Source organism: Actinomadura chokoriensis (assembly GCF_041463665.1).
Classification (GTDB): Bacteria; Actinomycetota; Actinomycetes; order Streptosporangiales; family Streptosporangiaceae; genus Spirillospora; species Spirillospora chokoriensis_A.
This window is the reverse complement of the sequence record NZ_JAXCEJ010000008.1, coordinates 25,146-47,591: the sequence shown is the minus strand read 5'-3', so window position 1 is coordinate 47,591 and position 22,446 is coordinate 25,146. Positions and strand designations below refer to the sequence as shown.

The following is a 22,446-nucleotide window of genomic DNA, read 5'->3' as shown; positions in this document are numbered from 1 at the left end:
CGAGCCCCGCCCACCGCCGTCCAGCGCCGTCCAGAAGACCAAGCTTCCCTCGACGAGTGACGGCGGGCCGCTAGGGTACTACGAAACACTCCCCCGACTCCCCCTTCAGGATCACGATGACCACGCACGCAGGAGAGAACGGTGAGGCCCTGCGCCCCGAGGACCCCAAGGAGCTCGGCCCCTACCGGCTGATCGGACGGCTCGGCCGGGGCGGCATGGGGACGGTCTACCTCGGCGAGGACTCCGCCGGGCGGCGCGTCGCGGTGAAGGTGATCAACCGGGAGCTGGCCGGGGAGGGCGCGTTCCGGGAGCGGTTCCGGCGCGAGGTGACGGCGGCCCGGCAGGTCCGCCGGTTCTGCACCGCCCCGGTGATCGACGCCGAACTCGACCGCGACCCGCTGTACGTCGTGACCGAGTACATCGAGGGCCCGAGCCTGGAACGGGCCGTCGCCGAACGCGGCCCGCTGCCCGGCTCCGACCTGGAGAGCCTCGCCGTCGGCGTCGCCACCGCGCTCGCCGCCATCCACGGCGCCGGGATCGTGCACCGCGACCTCAAGCCCGCGAACGTGCTGCTGTCGTCCACCGGGCCCCGCGTCATCGACTTCGGCATCGCCCGCGCCCTCGACGCCTCCGACGGGCCGACCCGCACCGGCCAGTTCGTCGGGACGCCGAACTACCTGCCGCCCGAACTGCTGCGCGGGGAGCAGGTGTCCTCGGCGTCCGACGTGTTCTCGTGGGGCTGCGTCGTCGCCTACGCGGGGACGGGGGCCGCGCCGTTCGCGGGCAACACCGTCCCGGAGATCTTCTACCGCGTCGTGCACGAGGAGCCGAAGCTCGACGGGCTCGACCCCGGCCTGCGGGACGTGGTCGCCGCCGCCCTCGACAAGGACCCGCGGCGCCGGCCGTCCGTCCAGGACGTGCTCGGACGGCTCGTCGGCAACGGGACGACGGACCCGGCGACGCTCGCCGAGACCGTCCAGGCGGGCTGGCACCAGCCCGGCACCGGACCCGCCGGCGCGACGCCGGGCGGGGTGCCCGGCGCGACGCCGGGCGGGGTGCCGGGCGGGGTGCCCGCCGGGGCGGCCGCGCAGCCGTCCGCCCCGGCGGCAGGCCCGGCGGCGCAGCCGAACAACGTGTACGGCGCCGACGCCACCCGCCGCGACGCGCGCCCCGGCCCCCGTCCGGGCGGCGGGCTTCCCCGCCGCGCGCTGCTCATCGGGGGCGCGGCCGTCGTCGCGGTGGTGCTGCTCGTCGCCATCGCCCTCACCGCCCTGCGCCCGGACGGCCCGCCCGACAACCTCGCGACCGCGTTCAGCGACGCGTTCTCCAACGCCGACTCCGGCTGGGGCGACGACTACAACAAGACCTACACGTACGCGAACGGCAAGTACCGGATGCAGACCGCCGACATGACCGGAGCGGTCACGCGCTACGTGCCGAAGGACAAGGCCGAGGACTTCCCCGACCCGATGCTCGCGACCGTCACGGTGTCGGTCGAACAGGGCCCCGAAGACGGCACGTTCGGCCTGATCTGCCGGGCGAACGAGGACGCCAAGAGGCAGTACGTGTTCCTCGTCCGCCACGACGGCAAGGGCGCGGTGCTCCGCAAGTTCAACGGGGACGCCGGCACGAAGGACCTCGCGAGCCCCGACTCCGTCCCCGGCTTCGACTCCAAGGGGCCGAACAAGGTGCAGGTCGCCTGCGCGGGACAGGAGAAGGACGGCCCGAAGGTCAGGCTCCGGCTCTGGGTGAACGGCGAGCAGGTCATCGACGAGACCGACACCGACCAGCCGCTCCCCAACGGCTGGGTCGGGCTCCATGTCGAGCGGGGCGGCAACGCCGCCCAGCAGATCGTCGCCGACTTCGACGACTTCGACATGTCGAAGATCCGCGATTAGGCGTCAGCGGCCCGGCAGGTAGCCGTTCGTCCAGCGGGTCAGCTCCTCGAACACCAGCGTCCGGGCGGGCTCGGCGGACAGCACCAGGTCGTGCAGGCCCCCCTCGATCCGGACGAGCGTGACGTGCCGCCCGATCCGGGGCGCGTACCGGGCCATGTGCTCGACGTCCAGGACGGCGTCGGCGCCCGTCACGTCCAGCACCTTGCGGGTCGGGCGGACGCTGCGCGCCGACGCCATGACGAGGACCGGCACGTCGACGTCCAGCCCCTTGTGCAGGCGGAGCTGCCCGCGGCGGACGGCCGCGAGCCACGCCGCCCGCACCGGGAACCCGATGAGCGGCTTCCAGGCGAGGTCGAAGTCCCACTCGCCCTCGTGCTCGCGGTGGATGCTGCGCGGGTACCGCTCGGACACGCCCGCCGGCAGCTTCGCCTTCGGGAACCGGGAGCGCAGCGCCCGCGCCAGCCCCGCCCCGGCCTTGCGCATGACGAGCGGCTCGGCCAGCTCCAGGAACGGGCTGTTGAGGAAGAGGCCGTCCACGAGGCCCTTTCCCTTCACCCGGTCGGCCCAGAGCGCGGCGATCAGGCCGCCGGTGGAGTGGCCGTTCAGCAGGAGCGTGTCGTGACCGTCCACGTCCCGGACGATCCGGACGGCCTCGCCGATCTCCGGGAAGTAGTCCGAGAGGCTCTCGATGTAGTTCGGCGTCTGGTGCGGGCGCAGCGACCGCCCGTACTTGCGAAGGTCCAGCGCGTAGAAGTCGAAGCCGAGGTCGACGTAGAAGTCGGCCAGGTGCCGCTGGAAGAAGTAGTCGACGAACCCGTGCAGGTACAGCACCGCCCGGCGGGACGGGTCGGCGCCGGCGCCGCGCCGCCGCACGAGCGTCGCCACGACGTCGCCCTCGGCGTCCCGGCCCATCGGCAGCTCGATCGCCTCGTAGCCGGGGCCGAGCACGTCGTCCGTCACGTCCACGCTTCCTCCCAGGAACCCTTTCGCAGGGTCTCAGCGTACGGGCGGAACAGCCGGTGCCCGCGCAATGGAACGGATGCGCCCCGTCCGGACGTCCGAAAGACCGAGTGCACCTACCTCCGGCCCCCGGGAGAAGCTCCATGCAGGCCCCCCTTCGTGACCGCGACCCCCGGCTGCTCGGCCCGTACCGGCTCACCGGACGGCTCGGCCGGGGCGGCATGGGCACCGTCTTCCTCGGCGAGGACGGCGCGGGACGGCGGGTCGCGGTCAAGGTCATCAACGCGGAGCTGGCCGACGACGAGGCGTTCCACGACCGGTTCCGCCGCGAGGTCACGGCCGCGCGGCAGGTCCGGCGGTTCTGCACCGCGGCGGTGCTGGACGCACGCCTCGACGGCGACCCGCTGTACGTGGTGACCGAGTACGTCGCGGGCCCCTCCCTCGACGAGGCCGTCAAGGCGAGCGGGCCGCTGCGCGGCGGCGACCTGGAGGCGCTCGCGGTCAACATCGCGACCGCGCTGAGCGCGGTCCACGGCGCCGGGATCGTGCACCGCGATCTCAAGCCGTCCAACGTGCTGCTGTCCCCGACCGGGCCGCGCGTGATCGACTTCGGTATCGCGCGGGCGCTCGACACCCCGGACGGGCCGACCAGGACCGGCCAGTTCATCGGGACGCCCGCCTACGTCGCGCCGGAGCTGATGCACGGCGAGGAGACCACCCCCGCCGCGGACGTGTTCTCCTGGGGCTGCGTCGTCGCCTACGCGGGCACGGGCCGCGTCCCGTTCGCCGGCGAGACGCTCCCGGAGATCATCAACCGGGTGACGTCGGCCGAACCCGACCTCGACGGGCTCGACCCCGCCCTGCACGACCTCGTGGCGCGGGCGCTGGCGAAGGACCCTGCCGGACGTCCGGCGGTCAAGCAGCTCATCCAGGCGCTGACCGGCGAAGACACTCCTCCCGGGACACCGCTCACACTTCCGCTGGCCGGGGCGGCGCCGTCCACGCGACAGCCGCCGCCTCCACCCCGGCCGTCTTCGCCTTCGTCTTCGGCTCAGCCTTCGTCTTCGCGGGAGCGGCCGACCGTCCACGCCTCCGTCCCGCCCACGCAGCCGGTGGGCGCGGCGCCGCCTCCCGTCCCGCCGGCTCCCGTCCCGCCGTCCTCCGCCCCGGCGGCGAAGGCGCGGCGCCCCTACCGCAACCACGGGATCGTCGTCGCCGCGATCGCGGCCGTCGTCGGCATCTCCGCGCTGATCGGGCTGAGCGGCCCTCCCGGCGAAGGCGGAGGGCACGGCGACGACGGCACCACGACGGCCGCGGACCTCGGCGAGCGGCCCCCGGACACCGAGGACGAGGTCTTCGACGACAAGTTCAGCGACGAGGACTCGGGCTGGCCGAAGTCCGGGGACGGGGCGTACCGGGACCGGGTCTACGAGATCCGGCTCGTCCCCTCGCTGAGCCACACGATCGTGGCCGCCCCCGTCCGGGGCTTCCCCGACTCGCAGCTCATGGAGGTCAAGGTCCGGCCCGGTGGCGCCGACGCGGAGGCCGGGGTGTTCTGCCGCAGCGAGGAGGGCACGGGGTACGCGTTCCTGGTCCGGGGCAACGGCCAGGCCCGCATCGTCTGGATGGCGCCCGACAGGTTGGAGGAAGTCCAGACGGGTTTCGTCTCCGGTTTCCGCAAGGACGGCGACAACCGCGTCCAGGCGGCCTGCCGGCCCGACACTTTCGGCATGCGGCTGGGCTTGTGGGTCAACGGCGAGCCCGTGGCGAACGCCACCGACGAAGAGCACCCCGACTCTTTCGGGAAGCCAGGGCAGAGCGGCCTGATCGTCGCCCGCGCCGGTGACCCGTCCCTGGAGCAGCGGGCGACCTTCGACAACTTCTCCCTCTGCTCGGTCTGAACCGGGCCGGGCGTCAGTCCTTGCGACCGGTCGCCGCGACGGTGACGCCGAGGCCGATCATCATCAGGCCGCCGGTGCCGCCGATCGCCGCGAGCCGGCGCGGCGAGTTGGCGAACCAGTCGCGGGCGGTCCCGGCGGCGATCCCCCACACGCTGTCGCAGAGCAGCGCGATGACCGCGAACACCGCGCCGAAGACCATCATCTGCAGGGCCGCGTTGCCGTGCTCGCGCTCGACGAACTGCGGCAGGACGGCCGCGAAGAACACCGTGGTCTTCGGGTTCGTGATGCCGACGATGAATCCCTGGACGAGCGCGCGGCTGCCCGATCGGCCGGTCTCGTCCGCGCCGATCGCCTCCTGGAGCGAGCGCCGGTGCCGGATGGCCTGCACGCCGAGGTAGGCGATGTAGACCGCGCCCACGATCTTCAGCACGGTGAACACGACCGCGGAACGTTCCACGATCGACCCGATGCCGACGGCGACGGCGACGGTCAGCACGAGCGCGGCGAGGACACCGCCGAGGACCCCGGCGAGCGCCGTCCGGCGGCCGTGCGCCAGCGCCCGTCCGACGACGAACAGCACGGACGGCCCGGGAATGAGAATGATCGCGAGCGCCATCACCGAGAACGCCAGCAGTTGATGCAACGACACCATGGGCGGAACATTACGCAGGATTCCCGATATCTCCCATTGAATATCCACGCCGTCGGCTTGCGGCTCGCCGGGCCTGATCAGGGCCGCCGGTTGTCCGGGGCCGGCTCGGCCTGCCGCGCGCGTACAGCGGGCACAGCGGCTACTGGTACTTCGGACATCCGCCGGACACGGGCGGCCCCACCATCGTGGTGGGCCCGGACACCGTCGCCGAGGGCGCCGGGCTACGGCGGTTCTGGTCGGACGTGCGTCCGGTGGCGCGCATCGACAACGCCGTCGGCCTCGACAACCAGGAACAGGGCAAACCGGTATGGGTCTGCCGCGGGCAGCGCGCCGCGTGGACGCGGCTGTGGCCCGAGTTCAAGCGGCTGTCGTGACCTTCAGGCGGGTTCGGGTTCGGGTTCGAACGGGTTCGGGTTCGAACGGGTTCAGGCGGGCAGGATGTCCCAGACGCCGCCTCGGCGCACCATCAGGTTGTGCGTGAGCAGGCTCCCCGCCGGGACGTCCCACGTGGGGTCGGCGTTGTCGCGGTCCTCGGCCCACACCTGGGTGACCGCCCAGCGCAGCTTGTCGACGCCGTCGGGATGGCCGGTCCCGGACGCCACGAACACGTCCCGCGCGGGAGCCGCCACCACGAGGTCGCCCTCCACGTCCTGCGCCAGCTTCTCCAGGAACCCCTCGTCGAGCAGCAGGCCCGACTCCAGGGTGCCGCGCCCGGCCGTCCCGCCGAGCGACACCGTCACGGCGCGGACGTCCGGGTACCAGCTGAGGCTCAGCTCGGGGCGCAGGTCGCGCAGGTTGATCACCGCGCGGCGGCGCAGCTCGGCCGGCGCGATGCCCAGCTCGGCGCAGTGCCGGCGCGCCACGTGCTCGTAGCGGCGGCCGGACGGGGCGCCCTCGTCGGCGATCTCCAGCGCGTACGTGGCGTACAGGTCGCCCGCGAACGGGTCGCGGACCGGCTCCTCGTCCGCGGGCAGCGGGAACTCCAGCTGGACCTCCGCCGGCACCCGCGCCTTCATCAGCGGGACGATCAGACTGGACCGCGGGTCGGTCACGGGACGTTCCTCCTGGCACCTGGTGCGGTCTGAGTGGATCACCTTACCGCCGCGCGGGGCGGTTCCGGAGCGTCTCCGGGCGGTTCCGGAGCGCTCCGGGGTTCGGGAGCGCCGCCGGGCGGGACGACGGGCAGGCCGCCCGGCGCGCCGTTCTCGATGATCCGCCACACGGCGTCGGTGTCCAGGTGCTCCTCGACGAGGTCGCCGAGCGCGTCCAGGGTCTCCTCCCTCAATTCCGCGAACGACACGTCGGGGGCGGCTGTGAAATCCCTTCGGGCATGCCGGGCCACGTCTTCGAGGAAAGCCCTTCTGAAACCGTCGTTCTCCATGGCGCCGTGCCAGGTCGTCCCCCAGACGGCGCCTTTCCGGCAGCCGTCCAGGAAAGGTTCTCCTTCTGCCGTCATGACCCGTGGTGGATCTCATACGCATGGACATCGTGGCCGTAAGCACGTCCGGTGGGCCGTCCGAGGGTCTTCTCCTCGCCGAATCGGACCCTCGCCGGCAGGAGATCGAGGCCCCGCGTCGTTCCGGTCTTGGACTCGACGTCGTCCACGATCTCTTCGGCGAGCATCTGGTAGCCGCCGCAGATGCCGAGCACAGGCTGCCCTTCCTTGGCCCGCTTCCGGATCTCCTCGGCCATTCCCCTGTCACGCAGCCATTCCAGATCGCTCACCGTGGCCCTGGTCCCCGGCAGGACGACGAGATCGGCCTCGGCCAGATCGCCGACGCTCGCCGCATACCGGACGATGACGCCCGGCTCGCACGCCAGAGCGTCCATGTCCGTGAAATTCGAGATGCGCGGGAACCTGACGACGGCTATCCGCAGCATCTCCTTCCCCTGGGCGGCTCGCGCATCGGGCCTGGGCACGTCCAATGCCAGGGTGTCCTCGGAGTCGAGATACAGGCCCAGCTTCCACGGCAGCACACCCAGCGTCGGCCGCCCCGTGAGGATTTCGAGCTGCTCAAGCCCCGGCTCCAGCAACTCGTACGCACCGCGGAACTTATTGATGACGAACCCGACGACGAGGGCCTGATCCTCTTCGTCCAGCAGGGCGACCGTTCCGTACAGCGACGCGAAGACACCGCCCCGGTCGATATCGCCGACGACCACGACCGGCAGATCGGCCGCCCGCGCCAGCCCCATGTTCACGATGTCGCCGGCCCGCAGATTGATCTCGTCCGGGCTCCCCGCGCCCTCGCACACCACGACGTCGTACTCGGCCCGCAACTCGGCGAGGCCGTCCAGCACCACACCCTTGAGCCATTCCTTATGCCGCCCGTATTGCAGCGCGTCGACCTCCGCCACAGGCCGTCCCATCACCACGACCTGACTGCGCCGATCGCTCCCCGGCTTCAGCAGCACCGGATTCATCGCGGCCCGCGGCTCCACCCCCGCGGCCTGGGCCTGCATGTACTGCGCCCGCCCGATCTCCGCCCCATCAATCGTCACCATCGAGTTCAGCGACATGTTCTGGGCCTTGAACGGCGCGACCTTCACCCCTCGCCTGGCCAGCCACCTGCACAACCCCGCAGTGACGACGCTCTTCCCGGCATCCGACGTCGTCCCCGCCACCAGCAGGCCGCTCACCGCAACACGCCTATGACGGCCGCCGCCGCGAACGTCACCGCCGCCGAAAGCCGGACGGCCCGCCTGATGTCCTTCACCTCGGGCGCCCTGCCGTCCCCCATTTCGGGACGCCGTTCGACACGCCCCCCATAGGCGTTGACACCGCCCAGCCGCACACCGAGCGCCCCGGCGAACGCCGCCTCGACCCGTCCGGCATTGGGACTCGGATGCTCCTTCCCGTCCCGCCGCAGAACCCGCCAAGCCTCGGACCCGCCGCACAGCACGACCAATCCACCGGTCACCCTGGCCGGAACCCAATTGGCGACGTCGTCCAGCCGAGCCGCCGCCCACCCGAACCGCTCGTACCTCGGACTCCGATACCCGACCATCGCATCCAGCGTGTTGACGGCCCGATACATCAACAGCCCCGGAATGCCCGCGACCGCTCCCCACACCAAAGGAGCCACCGAGGCGTCCGAGGTGTTCTCCGCGACCGATTCCACAACGGCCCTGCTCAACCCGCGCGCGTCCAATCCCCTGGGATCCCGCGCGCACAGATGAGAGAGCCGTTCCCTGGCCGCGTCCAAATCCTCCCGCTCCAACAGGCGGGCCATGACGAGCCCCTCGCGCCCCAGCGACGTCCCGCCGAGCACCGCCCACGTGACCCCGGCAGTGGCGAGAGCATGCACCCCCAACCGCCGGCTGGCCCGCTCGACCACGACCCCGGCCGCACCCGCCGCACCGACGAGCACCCCGGCGTAGACGGCCCCACGCCACCGAGAGTCCCCATAAACACGACGCTCGACGGCCGAGGCCGCACGTCCGAAACCCGCGACCGGATGCCACCGCCGGGGATCCCCCAGAAAGGCATCGAGGACGACACCCAGCACGAGCCCCTCAGCAGAGCCGCGCGTCGAGCTCATCCCAATGCCTCTCCAACCAGTCCTGCGCCCGCCGGATCCTCGGTCCGGCGCCGCCGTCCCAGATCCGCGCCCATCCCCCACCACGCTCAGCTCTCGCCCGCATCGCCCGATAAGACCGCTCGAACCTCACCCGAGCCGTCGGCAGGACATCCCGCCGCAACTCACGCTCCAACCCATAGGCGTCACAGAACACCCTGATCCTGCGCCCGACATCAGCCCGGTAAAGCAACGCGTCCCGATCGGCCGGATCCGCGATAGGACCCCAATGCCGCAAGGCCGTGACGACATCGAACAACCGCGTGGTAGGCCGCGCCAGATCGAAATCGATCAGAGCCTTCGGCCGGCCACCTTGAAAAACCACATTCTCCGGCGTGACATCACAGTGCCCGATGACTTCGGGTTCCCCGTCCAGATTGGAGGTCTCTGCGTCCCAAGCCGCCTTCGGCACACCGTACGACGCCACCGCGTCGTGATACCGCCGCAACAGCCGCCCGACGCCCCGAAGCGCGTCCTCCGAAACCACATACGCCGCCAACGGCCGATGCGGCACCACCCCGGGCACCCAGCTGAGCACCTCCCGCCCCCGCTCATCGACCCCCAGCACCCGCGGCGCTCCGTCGAACCCCACCGCCTCCAGGTGCCGCAACACCCCGTGCACAGCCGGACTGTGCGCCCCCACCGGCCTCCGCACCGTCTCCCCGACCCGCACCACGCCCTCCGACACGTCCCCACCGGAGAGCGGCACCTCAAAGTCCACTGCCACAGCACCCCAAGATAGATCCTCGAACAACCCCGTCGCCCCCACTCTCCCGTGGTACCGGTGCTATAGATGTGGAGCTGAACGACCCGCACCCTTACACTGTGTCCCGGCGTCCCGCCGGGCGCCGGGCGCCCGTAGCTCAGCTGGACAGAGCATCGGACTTCTAATCCGACGGTCGCGGGTTCGAATCCTGCCGGGCGCGCCACCCCTGAACTGCGATTTTGCCGTCGCCAAGATCCAAAAATTGCGCCCGACATGCCGGGCAGCCGGAGCCGGGGGTGTTCGCGATCCCCGAACTGTCCCGCCTGCTGCTGACCGGGCAGCGCAACGGGGGCATGACCCCTCGGCTGGACAGTGAGGGCGGGCTGGGGCGTTCGGACGTGGCGCTGGGCCGGCTGCTCCAGGTCGTGCGCACCGGGCGGCCCGCGTACGAGGACCTGTTCGGGCGGGCGTTCTGGGAGGACCTGGAGGCCGACCCCGAGCACGGCAATGGCCACCGCGCGCAAGGCCACCCACCAGGTGCCGATCTCGCTGGGCACCGACGGCTCGGCCGCCGCGAAGGGGTGAGCCCGGTGGCCGCCCGACGTCGACGGCGGCCGGCGGTGCGCGCCCGCCCCGGGTCAGGGACGGGTCGCCCGCACGAAGGTGATCCGGCCGAACCTCATGTCGGCCTCCCCGACCGCCCGGGCGTCGTCGAACCCGGCCTCGGTGAGCAGCGTGACGATCCCCTCGCCGTGGCCGCTGGCCACGTCCACGACGTGCGCCGGGCGGGACCTCCTGAGGCGCAGGTGCGGGCGTGCGTGGCCGCCGCCGCGTCCGTGACCGCCGCCGCGGCCATGGCCGTGCGCCGAGTGGCCGGCGTCCTCGGCATCGGACGAGGGACCGCTGAAGTCGGCGATGGTGACCTGCCCTCCCGGCCGGAGGGCGCGCATCGCCTCCCGTGCGAACCCGCTCCGGCCCTCCTCGTCGATGTGGTGCAGGGCCAGCGACGAGACCACATGGTCGAGCGAGCCGTCCTCGGCGGGGATCCGGTCGGCGAAGCCCCGGACGAGGGTGAGTTCGAGGCCGCGGCGGCGCGCCTTGCGCGCGGCCTTGCGCAGGGCGTCCGGGTCGGGGTCCAGACCGGTCAGCCGCGCTTGCGGCTGGGCCGCGAGAACGGCGAACGTCAGGTTGCCGGTGCCGCAGCCGACGTCGGCCACCGTCTGGCCGGGCTCGACGCTGGCGAGCGCGGCCGCGCGCTCGTGCAGCGCGCGGACGCCGACCGCCCTGGAGAAGAGGTCATAGAACGGGAGGAGCCAGGTCTTGCCCGTACCCGGCAGGAACGAGCGGTCCCGCTCCTGCGGGGTTCGGTGGTCGAGGATGCGTACGTCCATGGATCGCCCCTTCGCGCGTTCGTGGCGGGCCCGACCGTCGACGGGCCCGTGACGGACGTGGCGCCGTCACCTCCGAGTCTTGGACATTCCGCGGCCGCGCAGCAGGACATACGTTGGGGGCCGTGGGACATTCTTCGGTCGAGACCTCACCGGGCCCTCCGTCGAGGCTGCGCACGATACGAGTCGACGGGACGCCCGTCTACCGCTACCAGCAGCGCCCCGGGCTGCCCCCGGTCTCGGTGACCCGTTTCGACTCCGCGGGCGCCCACGCCGACCTGCCGCCGGACCACCGGCACGCCCACGACTTCCTCGTCCTGGTCTACGTCGAGGAGGGCGCCGGCTCGGTGACCATCGACGGGGCCGAGCGGCTGCTGCGCGCAGGCGAGGTCCATGCCGTGTCGCCCGGCCAGGTCATCGGCGTCACGGCCTTCACCGAGCTCGCCCGCACCCGCGCGTGGGCGGTCGCGTTCACTGCGGACGCCGTCCCCGCCCTGGCCTCGGTCTCCCCGCTGGCCCGGACGCACCACCCCCTCCTCGCCCTGTTCGCCGCGGGACACGAGCGGGTCGCCGAACCCGACCGGGCGGCCTGGTCGTCGCTGCTGGCGGACCTGGCGGAGGAACTCGCCGACCCGAGCCGCCTCGGGGCCCGCGAGGCCATCGCCGCCACGCTGACCCGGCTCCTGGTCGCAGCCGCAAGGCTGGCCCCCTCCGCCCCGGGCGCCCCCGACCCGCTCGTCGAGCAGGTCTTCGCCGAGATCGAGGCGACGTTCCGCGAACCGGTCTCCGCCGCGGACGTCGCCCGCGCCCTCGGCTACACCCCCGGCCACCTCACGACGCTCGTCCGCAAGCGCACCGGCCGCCCCCTCCTCGAATGGATCACCGAGCGGCGCATGATCGAGGTCCGGCGGATGCTGCGCGAGACGGACCTGCCGCTCGACGCCGTGGCGGCCCGGACCGGCCTGCGCGACGCCGCCTACCTCGTCCGCCGCTTCCGCAACCGCTACGGCGTCACCCCGGAGCGATGGCGCCGCGCCGAACGAGCCCGGCCCTGACGACGACCCGTGCCGCCGAGCCGGCTTGCACGCAGGACGTCTCGGTGCGGACGCGCCGGCGCGACACCGAGCACAGCCGACCGAACCGAACATCGGGGCGGACGGCGGTCGTGCCGCTCCTCGTGCGGCGATGGGGCCACAATGCCGGGGTGACGGGGCTGCTCGATGATGCCGCACTGGCGAGATCGCCGGTCGTGGCGAACTGCGCGATGAACCGCGAACGGTCGCTCGGCGGCTTCAATGGTCACGGCAGGGAACTCGGCATCACTCCACCCGCAGCGGATAGCGGCCTGGCTGCGCATCGCCTACCCTGCCCGGCCCGAGTGGCATGTCTGCCACGAGACCATCTACCAGACCGTCCGCCTCGGTGAGCACGGTCAGGGTGAGGTCGCACGGCCGGAACGACACGCGAACCGGGGTCGATGGAGACGAGGCGACACCTTTTGACCGTGGCCGAGCGCTATGCAACCCGCGGGGACGCTTGTTCTTCGGATGGCCGAAGCGGCAAGCTGTGAGCCGAGGAGAGGTGGCCGGCGATGGAGCGAGCCGACGCGATGGTCCTGTTCGGGATCACCGGGAATCTTGCGTACAAGATGCTTCTGCCGGCGTTGTACCAACTGACGGCGGACGGGGTGCTTGACCAGCCGATCGTGGGGGTCGCCAAGACCGACCTCGACCTGGCCGCGCTGCGAAGTCGGGCCCGTGAGGCCTGCAAGGCCAAGCACGACAAGGTGGACGACGCGGCGTTCGAGAAGTTCGCCGGGAACCTCCGGCTCGTCGCGGGCGATTACACCGACGGCGCCACCTTCGATGCGATCCGCAGCGAGGTCGGCGGCGCGGGATTCCTCACCCACTATCTTGCGGTTCCTCCTTCGCTGTTCGCGACGGTCGCCGAGGGCCTGGCCAAGGTCGACCTGAACAGGAACGCCCGGATGGTCGTCGAAAAACCATTCGGGAAGGACCTGGAGTCGGCGCGGGCGTTGAACGCCGAGTTGCTGAAGTTCTTCGACGAGGACCATCTCAGGCGCGTCGACCACTTCCTCGGCAAGGAGCCGATCGAGGACCTGCTGATGTTCCGGTTCGAGAACATGCTCCTGGAGCCGATCTGGAACCGTCACTACGTCGACAACGTGCAGATCACGATGGCCGAGGACTTCGACGTCGCCGACCGTGGCTCGTTCTACGACGCCAACGGCACGATCCGCGATGTCGTCCAGAACCACCTTCTGCAGATCCTCGCGCTCCTGGCCATGGACACGCCGCCGTCGACCGACGCACGCGCTTTCATCGACGAGAAGTGGCGGGTGCTGCGCGCCGTCGAGGCCGTCGCGCCCGGCGATGTCCTCCGCGGCCAGTACGACGGCTACCTCGCCACCGAAGGCGTCCGTGAAGGTTCGACCACCGAGACCTACGCTGCGCTGCGCCTGCGCATCAACAACTGGCGCTGGGCCGACGTCCCGTTCTACATCCGCTCCGGTAAGGCACTGGGCACCACCGACCTGGAAGTGGTCGCCCAACTCCGCACCCCGCCCATCAGCTTCTTCGACGGCGCCCCAGCGCCCAATCTGATCCGCTTCCGCATCCAGCCCGATGCGGGGGTCACATTCGAGCTGCTCGCCAAGGTCCCCGGGCGCGGCAGCACCCGGCAAGTCCCGCTCAGCGTGGACTTCACCAAGGTCCTGGGCCCGATGGAAGCGGCCTACCAGCGCATCCTCACCGACGCGATGACCGGCGACCCCCGCCGCTTCGTCCGCTTCGACCTGGCCGAAGAATCCTGGCGCATCATCCAGCCCGTTCTCGACCTCCCCGCCCGGCCCCTCCCCTACGCCAAAGGAACCTGGGGGCCGGACGCAGCCACCAACTTCGTTCCCGGCGGCTGGCACGAAATCTCCACGACCTTCGGCTGATGCGCACGGGCCCGGACATGGGCCCGGACATGGGCCCGGGGGTGGCGACAGCGACGATGCAGAAAAGTTGCAAGACCGCCTCCCTCACCCGCGCCCAGTCAAGACAAATTTTCGCAGGGACAACGTGGCCGCCGATCCCGGCGACTACCGCGACCGCCATACCGTAAAGTGCGACCCGCCGGCGGCCGTCTCCACCGGTCAGTAGCCGAGATCGCGGCGCCGCAGGCCCAGATAGCCGCCGGCCAGGAGTGCCACGGCCACCGCCGCGAGGACGAGCACCGGGGCGGCGGTGAAGGCGTCCATGGGAACCTGGGGAGCGTTCTCCAGCGGGGACACCTTCGCGGTCCAGCCAGGCAGCTCGACCGCGTCGGCGAACATCGCCATGAACGTGCTGTAACCGACCAGGACCCAGGCCGCGACGGCGGCGATCCGGGGAAGCCAGCCCAGGCACAGCACCGCGAGGCCGACGAACAGCCAGACCGCCGGCAGGTAGGCGAGCGCCATCGCCGTCATGCGTGGTACCTCACCGAAGTCGGAGACCGCCAGCGCGTACCCGAGCCCGGTCCCGAGCCCGGTCGCGACCATCATCACCGCCGTCCCGCCCAGCGGCACGGTGAGGTTGCCGAACAGCCAGGACCACCGGCTGACGCCGGTCGCGAAGACGGGCTCGGCCCGTCCGGACGTCTCCTCGGCGCGCAGCCGCAGCGTGCTGATGACCCCGAACGCCGCGGCCAGCAGACCGTTGATCACGAAGGCGAGGGCCAGGAACGAGTCGATGATGTTCGCGCCGCCGCCGAGCACGTCGGCGATCTCCGGGTTGTCGGCGGCGAACTCCTCCATGGTCTCCACCATCGAGCCGAAGGCCAGGCCCATCAGCAGCACCCCGGCGGCCCAGGCGACGAGCATCCACCGCTGCAGCCGCCAGGCCAGCCCGGCGGGCGTGCCGAGGGTCCGGGACGCGGCGGCCCGACCGGCGCGGGCGGGCAGCAGCCCGGCGGCGAAGTCGCGCCGTTCCAGCAGCGCGAACGCGACCGCGGCGAGCACCGCGGCGGCCAGCAGCGGGAACAGCAGCGGCCACCACCGGTTCTGCGAGTAGGGGAAGGTGCGCTGGGCCCAGCCGATCGGAGAGGCCCATGACAGCGTCCCGTCCCCGACGTCCCCGATGGCGCGCAGCACGAACGCGGCGCCGAGCGTCGCCGTGACGATCCCGTAAGCGGCCCGGACGCCCTCGAAGACCTGGACCGCGGCGGCCGTCAGCGCGGCGAAGAGCAGCCCGTACGCCGTCATGGCGGCGCCCACCAGCAGCGATCCATCTGCCGGGAGCCCCGTCGCCAGACCGGTGACGAACAGCAGGACGCCCACGATGACGTTGACCAGCAACGCCAGGTACAGCGCGGCGGCTACCGGGGCACGCCGCCCGATCCGCGCCGACCGGATCAGCTCGGCCCGGCCGGTCTCCTCCTCGGTCCGGGTGTGCCGGCCGACCAGGAACATGTTCATCAGCGCGACCACGATCGCCACGAAGGCGAGGATCTCGAAGAGGACCTCGCCGCCGATGCTCTCGATCAGCTCGGTCGGCCCGCTCATCGCGACGACCGCCGCGTTGCCGCCCATCGTCCGGCGCAGGTTCGCCAGGTCTTGCGGAGTGTCGTACAGGCTCTGGCTGCCCACGGACTGGTAGCCGAACAGGAACACGATGCCGAGCAGCCACCAGGGCAGCGCGAACCGCTCGCGGCGCAGCAGAAAGCGCAGCAGCGTGCGCGTGCCGGCGGTGGCCCCCGCCGCGGATCGGGGCCGTGTCTCCTTGTTCGAGGGATGCTCTCGTGTACTGGTAGTGGTCACTGGTCCTTCTCCGTCCGGTTCTGGCGCGTGCAACGCCAGGGAGGCGGGTTGTCGTCGGTCCCCGGTGCGGCGGTCATCGGGTCATCGCTCGGCCTTCGCCTTCTCCGGGCTCCGCGCGGGAAGCACGTCCTGGTAGTGGCGCAGGAACAGTTGCTCGAGCGTCGGCGGGCGGCTGACCAGGCTGCGGACGCCGGACTCGGTGAGTCGCCGAAGCACCTCGTCGAGCCGGCCAGTGTCGACCTCGAAGCGGACCCGGTTGCCGTCCGTCTCAAGGCCGTGGACGAACGGCAGGTCGGACAGCCCGTTGGGCGGGCCGGCCAGCTCGGCGTCGATGGAGGTGCGGGTCAGGTGGCGCAGCTCGTCGAGGGTGCCGGACTCGACCGCGCGGCCGTTGCGGATGATGGTCACGCGGTCGCAGAGCGCCTCGACCTCGGACAGGATGTGGCTGGACAGCAGCACGGTGCGCCCGTCGCCGCGCTCCTCGCGAATGCACTCCTGGAAGACCTCCTCCATGAGGGGGTCGAGGCCGGAGGTGGGCTCGTCCAGGATGAGCAGCTCGGCGTCGGAGGCCAGCGCGGCGACCAGCCCGACCTTCTGCCGGTTGCCCTTGGAGTAGGCCCGGCCCTTCTTCTTCGGGTCGAGCTCGAAGCGGTCGAGCAGGTCGGCCTTGCGGTGCGGGTCCAGGCCGCCGCGCATCCGGCCGAGCAGGTCGATGACCTCGCCGCCGGACAGGTTCGGCCACAGCGTGACATCGCCGGGAACGTAGGCGAGCCGGCGGTGCAGCTCGGTCGCGTCCCGCCAGGGATCGCCCCCGAGCAGCCGGACGGTGCCGGCGTCAGCCCGCAGCAGGCCCAGCAGGACGCGGATGGCGGTGGACTTGCCCGCGCCATTGGGGCCGAGGAAGCCGTGCACCTCGCCAGTGCGGACGGTCAGGTCGAGCCCGTCCAGGGCGCGGGTCCGGCCGAACGTCTTGACCAGGCCGGATACGGAGATGGGGGCGTTGTGCGCCGGGGCAGCCATGGTGAACACCTCGTCTTGGGGGTCGGTCTGAGGGCATGCGGCGGCCTGCCCCTGGAGACCCGCCGTTCAGCGAGGCGGGAGGGGACGGTCGTCCGGCCGCGTGCCGGGTGGGAAGAGGGCGCGGAACGGCGCCGGCGGGTCCGGGTCGGCCTTGCGCACCGCCGCGTTCGTGGTGGAGATGCGGGGGCCGTGACCGTTCATCGGATCGGTCCGCTCTCCGGCGGCGCGTTCGGCCCGTCCTGCTCGTTCGGCCCGTCCTGCTCGTTCGGGCCGTCCTGCTCGTCCGGGCCGTCCGGGCCGTTCTCCGTCCTGGCCTGCTCCGCGCCCTCCGCCTGGAGCCTGCGCGTCTCGGACGGCAGCCGGTCGATCGACGTCCGGGCATTCTGGACCAGCTCGGGGTCGAGCAGGTCGTCGGCGAGGATGTCGAACATCGCCCGGGCGACCCTCGGATAGCCCTCCACCGACAGCGGCTCGACGCCGAGCCGGCGGGTCAGGTGGTCGTGCAGCACCACCACCCCCATCACCATCGCGACCATGACCGAGGAGTAGGCGGGCAGATCGTCGGTGGTGGCCTTCTTGAGACCGGGCATGGGTTCGGCCAGCATCTCCTCGCTGAGCGTCACGGCCTCGTCGAAGAACTTGGCGGCGGCCGGGGAACCGTCCACCAGGGCGCGGGCCAGGTAGCGCTGGATCGGGACCCCGGTGCGCATGGCGATCGCGAGGAAGCCGGGATCGCCCATCCCGCCCTCCAGTGCCTTCCTCTTGTTGCTCGCCAGGGCCTCGATGGCGTACTCGTCGCAGGCCTGGCGCAGCCCTTCCTTGGAGCCGAAGTGGTGCTGGACGAGGCCGGGGGAGACGCCCGCGGCCTCGGCCACCCCGCGGATCGTCGTGCCCTTGACGCCGTGCTCGGCGAACAGGGCGAGCGCCGCATCGCGGATGCGCGCCCTGGCCGTCAGATCCTCGTCCGTGGCCACCCCTCGGCCCTCCCCCGCATGAATCCAATACAACTGTTCAGCTTCCAATACACATGTATACCCAGCCGGACGCCGAGGCAAGCCCTGGGCCATCCGAAACGGGAGTTCGTACCTTCCGGAAGTGCGCCACAGCCACCGCCCCCAGCAGGGTTATGACGTCTTATACCGACGTTGACCCACTCTTTGACTGTATGGCTGTTTTGAGTAACGCTCCGTGAGCATCATTGGCGCAGGTCAGCCGACGCATGGCAGGGAGGCATCGTGAGTCAGGACGACAGGCGAGGAGCCGAGCACGGTGCGGTCGGGACGAGGCGCAAGAGGGGCGCGGACGGCGGGTCGAGCGAACTCGTCACGCCCGGCGGCAGCACCAGGATCGCCGACGACGTCGTGGCGAAGATCGCCACGATGGCCGCCCGGCAGGTCGGCGGCGTGTACGAGATGGGCGCGGGCATGTCCCGGACGATCGGGTCGGTTCGCGAGCGCCTGCCGGGCATGACGGCAGACAGCACGCAGGGCGTGGCCGTGCAGGTCGGTGAGCGTCAGGCGGCCGTCGACATCGATCTCGTCGTGGAGTACGGGCTGTCCATCCCGGACCTGGCCACCGCCGTGCGCACCAACGTCGTCAACGAGATCGAGCACATGTGCGGCCTGGAGGTCGTCGAGGTGAACATCACCGTGGACGACGTCCATGTGGACGGCGAAGAGCCGGAGGCGCGGCCCGAGGAGTCCCGAGTTCGATGATCTCCTGGACCGACGTGGTGGGCGCGTCCCACCAGCCTCCGTCCGTCCCGTCCGGTGGACCGGATCCGACCGGCGCGAAGGCGCCGGGTGAACCCGAGTTCGCCGCGGGAGCGGGGCGTCCGGAGGTCCGGTCAGGCGGGAGACCGCTCGGCGGAACCGGCACGGCGGCCGCCCGGCCGAGCGCGGCGCCCGGCGGTCGGCAGCCACTCGCCGAACTCGCGGAGCGGGTCGGTGAAATGGCCATGAGGTGCCCCGACGTGCTGGGGCTGACGGCCGGTCCGCGCGGGTGGATCGAGACCTACCGCGCCGGGCCTCCTTACCCGGGGGTCGCAGTGCACGACACGGTCGTCGAGGTGGGGGTGGTCGTCCGGTACGGACGGCCCTTCGCCGAGATCGCCGAGGATGTACGGCGTCTGGTACGCCCGCTGGCCGGCCGGCGGACGGTGGACGTCCTGATCGGGAACGTGGCCGACGGCGGTGAGGGACGCGCAGAGCCGAGAGGGTGATCGGGAATGGATGTGAGAGTGCCGTGGCCCGTGATCGGCCTGATCTTCGGGCTGGCACTGGGGTTCGCGGGGGCGTTCGGCGGCGTCGGCCCGTTCTTCCTCGTCCTGTTCCTCGGCGCGCTCGGCTACGTGGTCGGCCGTGTCATCGAGGGCAGTGTCGATCTCGGGCAGATCTTCTCGACGGACCGCACGAGACGGCGGCCGCGATGACGAACGCCGAGCGGGGCAGGACGACGATCAGTGAACGGACCGTCGCGCGCATCGTCGCCGAGGCGGCGCAGGACGTCGAGGAATCCGGCGGGCTCGGCCGGACCGTCGCAGGCGTGCCGATCCCGGGGCGGCGTTCGACGCGCACGGAGGTGCGGGTGAACGGGGAGATCGTCACGGCCAAGGTGGGCCTGTCGGTGACCTACCCGATGCCGGTCCGCGCGGTCGCCCGCCAGGTGCGCCGGCGAGTGCGCGAGCGGGTGACGGAGTTGACCGGTCTCACCGTCCAGCAGGTGGACGTCGAGGTGGCCGAACTGGGACTTCCCACCGCGGGTGAGAGGACCGTGCTGTGACCGCCCAGGCCGGTGCACGGGTCGCCAAGGAGCCGGACTCAGAGGCGACCGACGCGCGAAAGGCCGATCGGGCGGCCAGGCGCACGTTCCGTTCGCGCCGGGTGCGGCCGGCCCTTGCCGGTGCGCTGTTGATGACGGCCGCCGGCGTGCTGACGGCGATCGAGGTCATCTCGACGGCACTGGGCCACCCGGCCCACGTCTTTCCCTACGGGTGGGTACGGGACGCGCACTGGGACAGCTGGTACGTCCTCGCGATCTTCGCTGCCCTGGCGCTGATCGGGGTCTGCTTCGTGCTGGCCGCCGTGCTGCCGGGCAAATCCCGGATCGTCCCTCTGCACGGGCAGGATCCGAGCCTGCTGATGGGCGTGAGCAAGCGGGGACTCAAGCGCACCGTCGCGGCCGCGGCCGGTGGAGCGCCGGGAGTGTCCGATGTCCGGAGAGTCCGGCTGGGCCGTCGGCGGGTGCGGGTGGTCGCGGAGACCCCCGTTCGCGAGCCCGCGGGTCTGGACGCCGAGGTCACCGAGGCCGTGCGCGATCGGCTCGACCGGCTCGGGCCGGTACCCGCCCGCACCGTGCAGGTACGGATGAAACACCGGGAGCCATGATGGACCGCCCTCACGCGCGCATCAACCGCACCGGCCTGCTCCTCCTCGGCGTCATCCTCGCCGCCGCAGGTGGCGCCGGCCTCGCACGCGGCGTGGGCGCCTTCGGCGACGGACGGGCCTCCGCGCCCGTGCTCACCGGGCAGGCGCGCCGCTTCGCCGACGACCACGCCTGGTTCTGGCCGGCCGTCGCCGCGGTGGCCGTCGTCCTGGCGCTGCTGGGACTGGCGTGGATGCTCACGCAGCTGCGTTCGAGCCGGTTGCAGGGCCTCTCTCTGGAGCCGGACGACGAGCCCGGCGAGACGCGGGTCGAGGCCAAGGCCATCACGGACGCGCTGGAAGCCGAGATCGGCGAGTACCCGGGCGTGCGCCGGGCGCGGGCCCTGCTGATCGGCTCGTCCAAGGGGGCCGGACTGCGGCTGAGCATCGCCTACGGGCAGGACGCCGACCCCGCCGAACTGCGGCGCCGCATCCAGGACGATGCCGTCCCGCGACTCTGCGCCGCGCTGGAGCGCGAGTCGATCCCCACCGTGGTGCGGCTGCGGCTGACATCGGGAGAGCGGGCCGCGACCGTCATCTGAGGTGGTCGAGCCTCTCCTTGAGCGCCCTTTCGATGATTTCGGCGATCTGGAGGACCCACGTCCGCCGTTCGGCGTCCGTGCGGTTGTCGGGATCCTCGCTGAGGTAAACGCCTATCTCGGCGTTCCGCAGGGTGAAGATGACCATCTCGCGGTGGTCGTCGCCGTATCCGTCGTTCTGGACCTCCGATCGCCGGACCGCGGCATCTCCAAGGCCGGGAACCTTGGTCCAGTGCAGCAGGTCGGCCACCGCCGATCTCTGGGGAAGGCTGGCCCGGATCGCGAGCCTGCCGTCGACGATCAGGGACGCTTCGTCGCGGCTGACGACGTTGGTCCACGTGCAGGCGTCGGCGTCGTAATGGTCTCGGTAGGGGCTCCAGTCGAGAGGCTCTGCATCCTCTTCGGGGTCGGACATGAGTTCCTTGAGGACGGGACCGTTCCTGACGACGGCGCAAGCATCCGGGACGGACTTGAACTTGCCCTCCGAGTCCGCGGAGGACGACCTCAGCAAAGGGATGCTCACCCCGATACCGGCGGGGATGAGGAGGGCGAGTAGGCCCGCCATGACCAGCACGCCTTTCCCAGGTTTCCTGGGTGCTGCCCTTCGCGCCAGCGGCTTGGTCGGAGTCTGTCCGTCCTGGACGGCCTTCAGCCCTTGTGCGGCGTGCCGCGAGTCCCAGCGCTTGCCGGGGTCTCGGTCCAGGAGTCCTCTGAGAACCGGCTCCAGCGCACCGGATCGGACGAAGACGGGGTCGTCTCCCATGAGGAGCCGGCCGATCAGGACTTCCAGTTCATCGGCCTGAAACGGCGGATGGCCCTCCACCGCCATGTAAAGAGTCGCCCCCAGCGACCACAGATCCGAGGCCGGGCCCGCCGTGCCCGTCCGGAACCGCTCGGGAGCCATGAACACGGGCGTTCCGACGAAACCGCCGGTCCTGGTGTAGGTGGTGGCGTTGGACACCGCCGCGATCCCGAAGTCGGTGAGGACGACGCGCCCGTCATCGGCGATCAGAATGTTGGCGGGCTTGACGTCGCGGTGCAGGATGCCCGCGCCGTGTGCGCTGTCCAGCGCGCCCAGCAAGGCGAGCCCGATCTGGGCGGCCCGGGCGACGGGCAGCGGTCCGTCAGTGCGGACGATCTGCTCCAGGGAGCGGCCCCGGACGTGCTGCATGACGATCCACGGGCCGTCGTCGTCCTCGATGACGTCATGGACGTTGATGATCGAAGGGTGGTCCAGCCTCGCGGCGGCGCGGGCCTCCCGCAGGAACCGGCCTTTGAGGCCGTCCCGATCCTCCTCGGCCAGGTCATCGGGGATCCTCAGCCGCTTCATCGCCACCTGGCGTTCCAGGGACTCGTCGTGCGCCTTCCACACGATCCCCATCCCGCCCCGGCCGATCTCCTCATCGAGCCGGTACCGGCCGACGATCAGGTCCCCTCTCGCCACGGGGCGACCCTATCCCATGCGAACGCAAATGTTCTTTTGAGCATCGGCCAGGCGGCCCGCCGGCAAGCGACCGCCGCCGCAGGCTGTGACCGACTGAGCGATTTGTCACTGAGGTCGGCCATTGACAAGATCAA

22 protein-coding genes, 1 tRNA gene and 1 pseudogene are annotated in these 22,446 nt (G+C 71.4%); 12 read left to right on the top strand and 12 right to left on the bottom strand.

Annotation, left to right across the window (positions count from 1 at the left end; translation table 11 throughout):
• Positions 1 to 116 precede the first annotated feature (116 nt).
• Positions 117 to 1,898 (top strand): serine/threonine-protein kinase, encoded by a 1,782-nt coding sequence (locus tag SM418_RS15240; protein WP_371941500.1) that lies wholly within the window; start codon positions 117 to 119, stop codon positions 1,896 to 1,898.
• 3 nt (positions 1,899 to 1,901) lie between these two features.
• Here the strand turns inward: SM418_RS15240 and SM418_RS15235 are convergent, their stop codons facing one another.
• Entirely contained in the window at positions 1,902 to 2,864 is a 963-nt protein-coding gene (locus SM418_RS15235) for an alpha/beta hydrolase (protein ID WP_371941502.1), read from the bottom strand.
• 137 nt (positions 2,865 to 3,001) lie between these two features.
• Between SM418_RS15235 and SM418_RS15230 the strand changes: the two genes are divergently transcribed.
• Positions 3,002 to 4,759, top strand: coding sequence for a serine/threonine-protein kinase (locus tag SM418_RS15230; RefSeq protein WP_371941504.1), 1,758 nt, complete (start codon positions 3,002 to 3,004; stop codon positions 4,757 to 4,759).
• A gap of 13 nt (positions 4,760 to 4,772) precedes the next feature.
• Here the strand turns inward: SM418_RS15230 and SM418_RS15225 are convergent, their stop codons facing one another.
• Entirely contained in the window at positions 4,773 to 5,411 is a 639-nt protein-coding gene (locus SM418_RS15225) for a LysE family translocator (protein ID WP_371941506.1), read from the bottom strand.
• A 188-nt stretch (positions 5,412 to 5,599) separates the two neighbouring features.
• On the opposite strand from SM418_RS15225, the gene SM418_RS15220 reads away from it, so the two are divergent.
• Entirely contained in the window at positions 5,600 to 5,785 is a 186-nt protein-coding gene (locus tag SM418_RS15220; protein ID WP_371966075.1) for a hypothetical protein, read from the top strand.
• A 51-nt stretch (positions 5,786 to 5,836) separates the two neighbouring features.
• Here SM418_RS15220 and SM418_RS15215 read toward each other — a convergent pair whose 3' ends face one another.
• From SM418_RS15215 to SM418_RS15200, 4 genes and pseudogenes are all read right to left on the bottom strand, one after another.
• On the bottom strand, positions 5,837 to 6,463 hold the full coding sequence (locus tag SM418_RS15215; RefSeq protein WP_371941510.1) for a DUF1444 domain-containing protein: 627 nt from the start codon (positions 6,461 to 6,463) through the stop codon (positions 5,837 to 5,839).
• 38 nt (positions 6,464 to 6,501) lie between these two features.
• Positions 6,502 to 8,051 (bottom strand): annotated as a pseudogene (locus tag SM418_RS15210) (cobyric acid synthase).
• Positions 8,048 to 8,953: a cobalamin biosynthesis protein gene (locus SM418_RS15205; RefSeq protein ID WP_371941512.1), complete on the bottom strand. Its 906-nt coding sequence runs from the start codon at positions 8,951 to 8,953 to the stop codon at positions 8,048 to 8,050. Before SM418_RS15205 ends, SM418_RS15210 begins: the two are co-directional and overlap by 4 nt.
• Positions 8,928 to 9,710 (bottom strand): phosphotransferase, encoded by a 783-nt coding sequence (locus tag SM418_RS15200; RefSeq protein WP_371941514.1) that lies wholly within the window; start codon positions 9,708 to 9,710, stop codon positions 8,928 to 8,930. Before SM418_RS15200 ends, SM418_RS15205 begins: the two co-directional genes overlap by 26 nt.
• A 131-nt stretch (positions 9,711 to 9,841) precedes the next feature.
• Between SM418_RS15200 and SM418_RS15195 the strand changes: the two genes are divergently transcribed.
• A tRNA-Arg gene (locus SM418_RS15195) sits at positions 9,842 to 9,918 on the top strand.
• Positions 9,919 to 10,333: 415 nt separating this feature from the next.
• On the opposite strand, the gene SM418_RS15190 is transcribed toward SM418_RS15195, so the two are convergent.
• On the bottom strand, positions 10,334 to 11,086 hold the full coding sequence (locus SM418_RS15190) for a class I SAM-dependent methyltransferase (protein ID WP_371941516.1): 753 nt from the start codon (positions 11,084 to 11,086) through the stop codon (positions 10,334 to 10,336).
• Positions 11,087 to 11,208: 122 nt separating this feature from the next.
• Between SM418_RS15190 and SM418_RS15185 the strand changes: the two genes are divergently transcribed.
• On the top strand, positions 11,209 to 12,138 hold the full coding sequence (locus SM418_RS15185; protein ID WP_371941518.1) for an AraC family transcriptional regulator: 930 nt from the start codon (positions 11,209 to 11,211) through the stop codon (positions 12,136 to 12,138).
• A gap of 536 nt (positions 12,139 to 12,674) precedes the next feature.
• Positions 12,675 to 14,045, top strand: coding sequence for a glucose-6-phosphate dehydrogenase (gene zwf / locus SM418_RS15180; RefSeq protein ID WP_371941520.1), 1,371 nt, complete (start codon positions 12,675 to 12,677; stop codon positions 14,043 to 14,045).
• A gap of 198 nt (positions 14,046 to 14,243) precedes the next feature.
• Here the strand turns inward: zwf and SM418_RS15175 are convergent, their stop codons facing one another.
• The 4 genes from SM418_RS15175 to SM418_RS15160 form a co-directional block, all read right to left on the bottom strand.
• Positions 14,244 to 15,887, bottom strand: a complete 1,644-nt coding sequence (locus tag SM418_RS15175) for an ABC transporter permease (protein WP_371941522.1) — start codon at positions 15,885 to 15,887, stop codon at positions 14,244 to 14,246.
• Positions 15,888 to 15,968: 81 nt separating this feature from the next.
• On the bottom strand, positions 15,969 to 16,907 hold the full coding sequence (locus tag SM418_RS15170) for an ABC transporter ATP-binding protein (protein ID WP_371941524.1): 939 nt from the start codon (positions 16,905 to 16,907) through the stop codon (positions 15,969 to 15,971).
• Between the two features lie 66 nt (positions 16,908 to 16,973).
• Positions 16,974 to 17,108: a hypothetical protein gene (locus tag SM418_RS15165; protein ID WP_371941526.1), complete on the bottom strand. Its 135-nt coding sequence runs from the start codon at positions 17,106 to 17,108 to the stop codon at positions 16,974 to 16,976.
• Positions 17,105 to 17,881, bottom strand: a complete 777-nt coding sequence (locus SM418_RS15160) for a TetR/AcrR family transcriptional regulator (RefSeq protein ID WP_371941528.1) — start codon at positions 17,879 to 17,881, stop codon at positions 17,105 to 17,107. Before SM418_RS15160 ends, SM418_RS15165 begins: the two co-directional genes overlap by 4 nt.
• A 261-nt stretch (positions 17,882 to 18,142) precedes the next feature.
• On the opposite strand from SM418_RS15160, the gene SM418_RS15155 reads away from it, so the two are divergent.
• From SM418_RS15155 to SM418_RS15130, 6 genes are read left to right on the top strand one after another with little or no spacing between them, the layout of a single operon-like run.
• Positions 18,143 to 18,622: an Asp23/Gls24 family envelope stress response protein gene (locus SM418_RS15155; RefSeq protein WP_371941529.1), complete on the top strand. Its 480-nt coding sequence runs from the start codon at positions 18,143 to 18,145 to the stop codon at positions 18,620 to 18,622.
• Positions 18,619 to 19,128, top strand: a complete 510-nt coding sequence (locus SM418_RS15150; RefSeq protein ID WP_371941530.1) for a hypothetical protein — start codon at positions 18,619 to 18,621, stop codon at positions 19,126 to 19,128. Before SM418_RS15155 ends, SM418_RS15150 begins: the two co-directional genes overlap by 4 nt.
• An 18-nt stretch (positions 19,129 to 19,146) precedes the next feature.
• A complete protein-coding gene (locus tag SM418_RS15145) occupies positions 19,147 to 19,338 on the top strand; it encodes a hypothetical protein (RefSeq protein ID WP_371941531.1) in 192 nt (63 codons plus the stop codon).
• Positions 19,335 to 19,688, top strand: a complete 354-nt coding sequence (locus tag SM418_RS15140; protein WP_371941532.1) for an Asp23/Gls24 family envelope stress response protein — start codon at positions 19,335 to 19,337, stop codon at positions 19,686 to 19,688. The genes SM418_RS15145 and SM418_RS15140 overlap by 4 nt, the downstream gene beginning before the upstream one ends.
• On the top strand, positions 19,685 to 20,293 hold the full coding sequence (locus tag SM418_RS15135) for a DUF6286 domain-containing protein (RefSeq protein ID WP_371941533.1): 609 nt from the start codon (positions 19,685 to 19,687) through the stop codon (positions 20,291 to 20,293). The genes SM418_RS15140 and SM418_RS15135 overlap by 4 nt, the downstream gene beginning before the upstream one ends.
• On the top strand, positions 20,290 to 20,871 hold the full coding sequence (locus SM418_RS15130; protein ID WP_371941534.1) for an alkaline shock response membrane anchor protein AmaP: 582 nt from the start codon (positions 20,290 to 20,292) through the stop codon (positions 20,869 to 20,871). Before SM418_RS15135 ends, SM418_RS15130 begins: the two co-directional genes overlap by 4 nt.
• Here SM418_RS15130 and SM418_RS15125 read toward each other — a convergent pair.
• Complete coding sequence (locus tag SM418_RS15125; protein ID WP_371941535.1) at positions 20,864 to 22,312, bottom strand: serine/threonine-protein kinase; 1,449 nt, start codon at positions 22,310 to 22,312, stop codon at positions 20,864 to 20,866. The genes SM418_RS15130 and SM418_RS15125 overlap by 8 nt on opposite strands.
• Between the last annotated feature and the right edge of the window lie 134 nt (positions 22,313 to 22,446).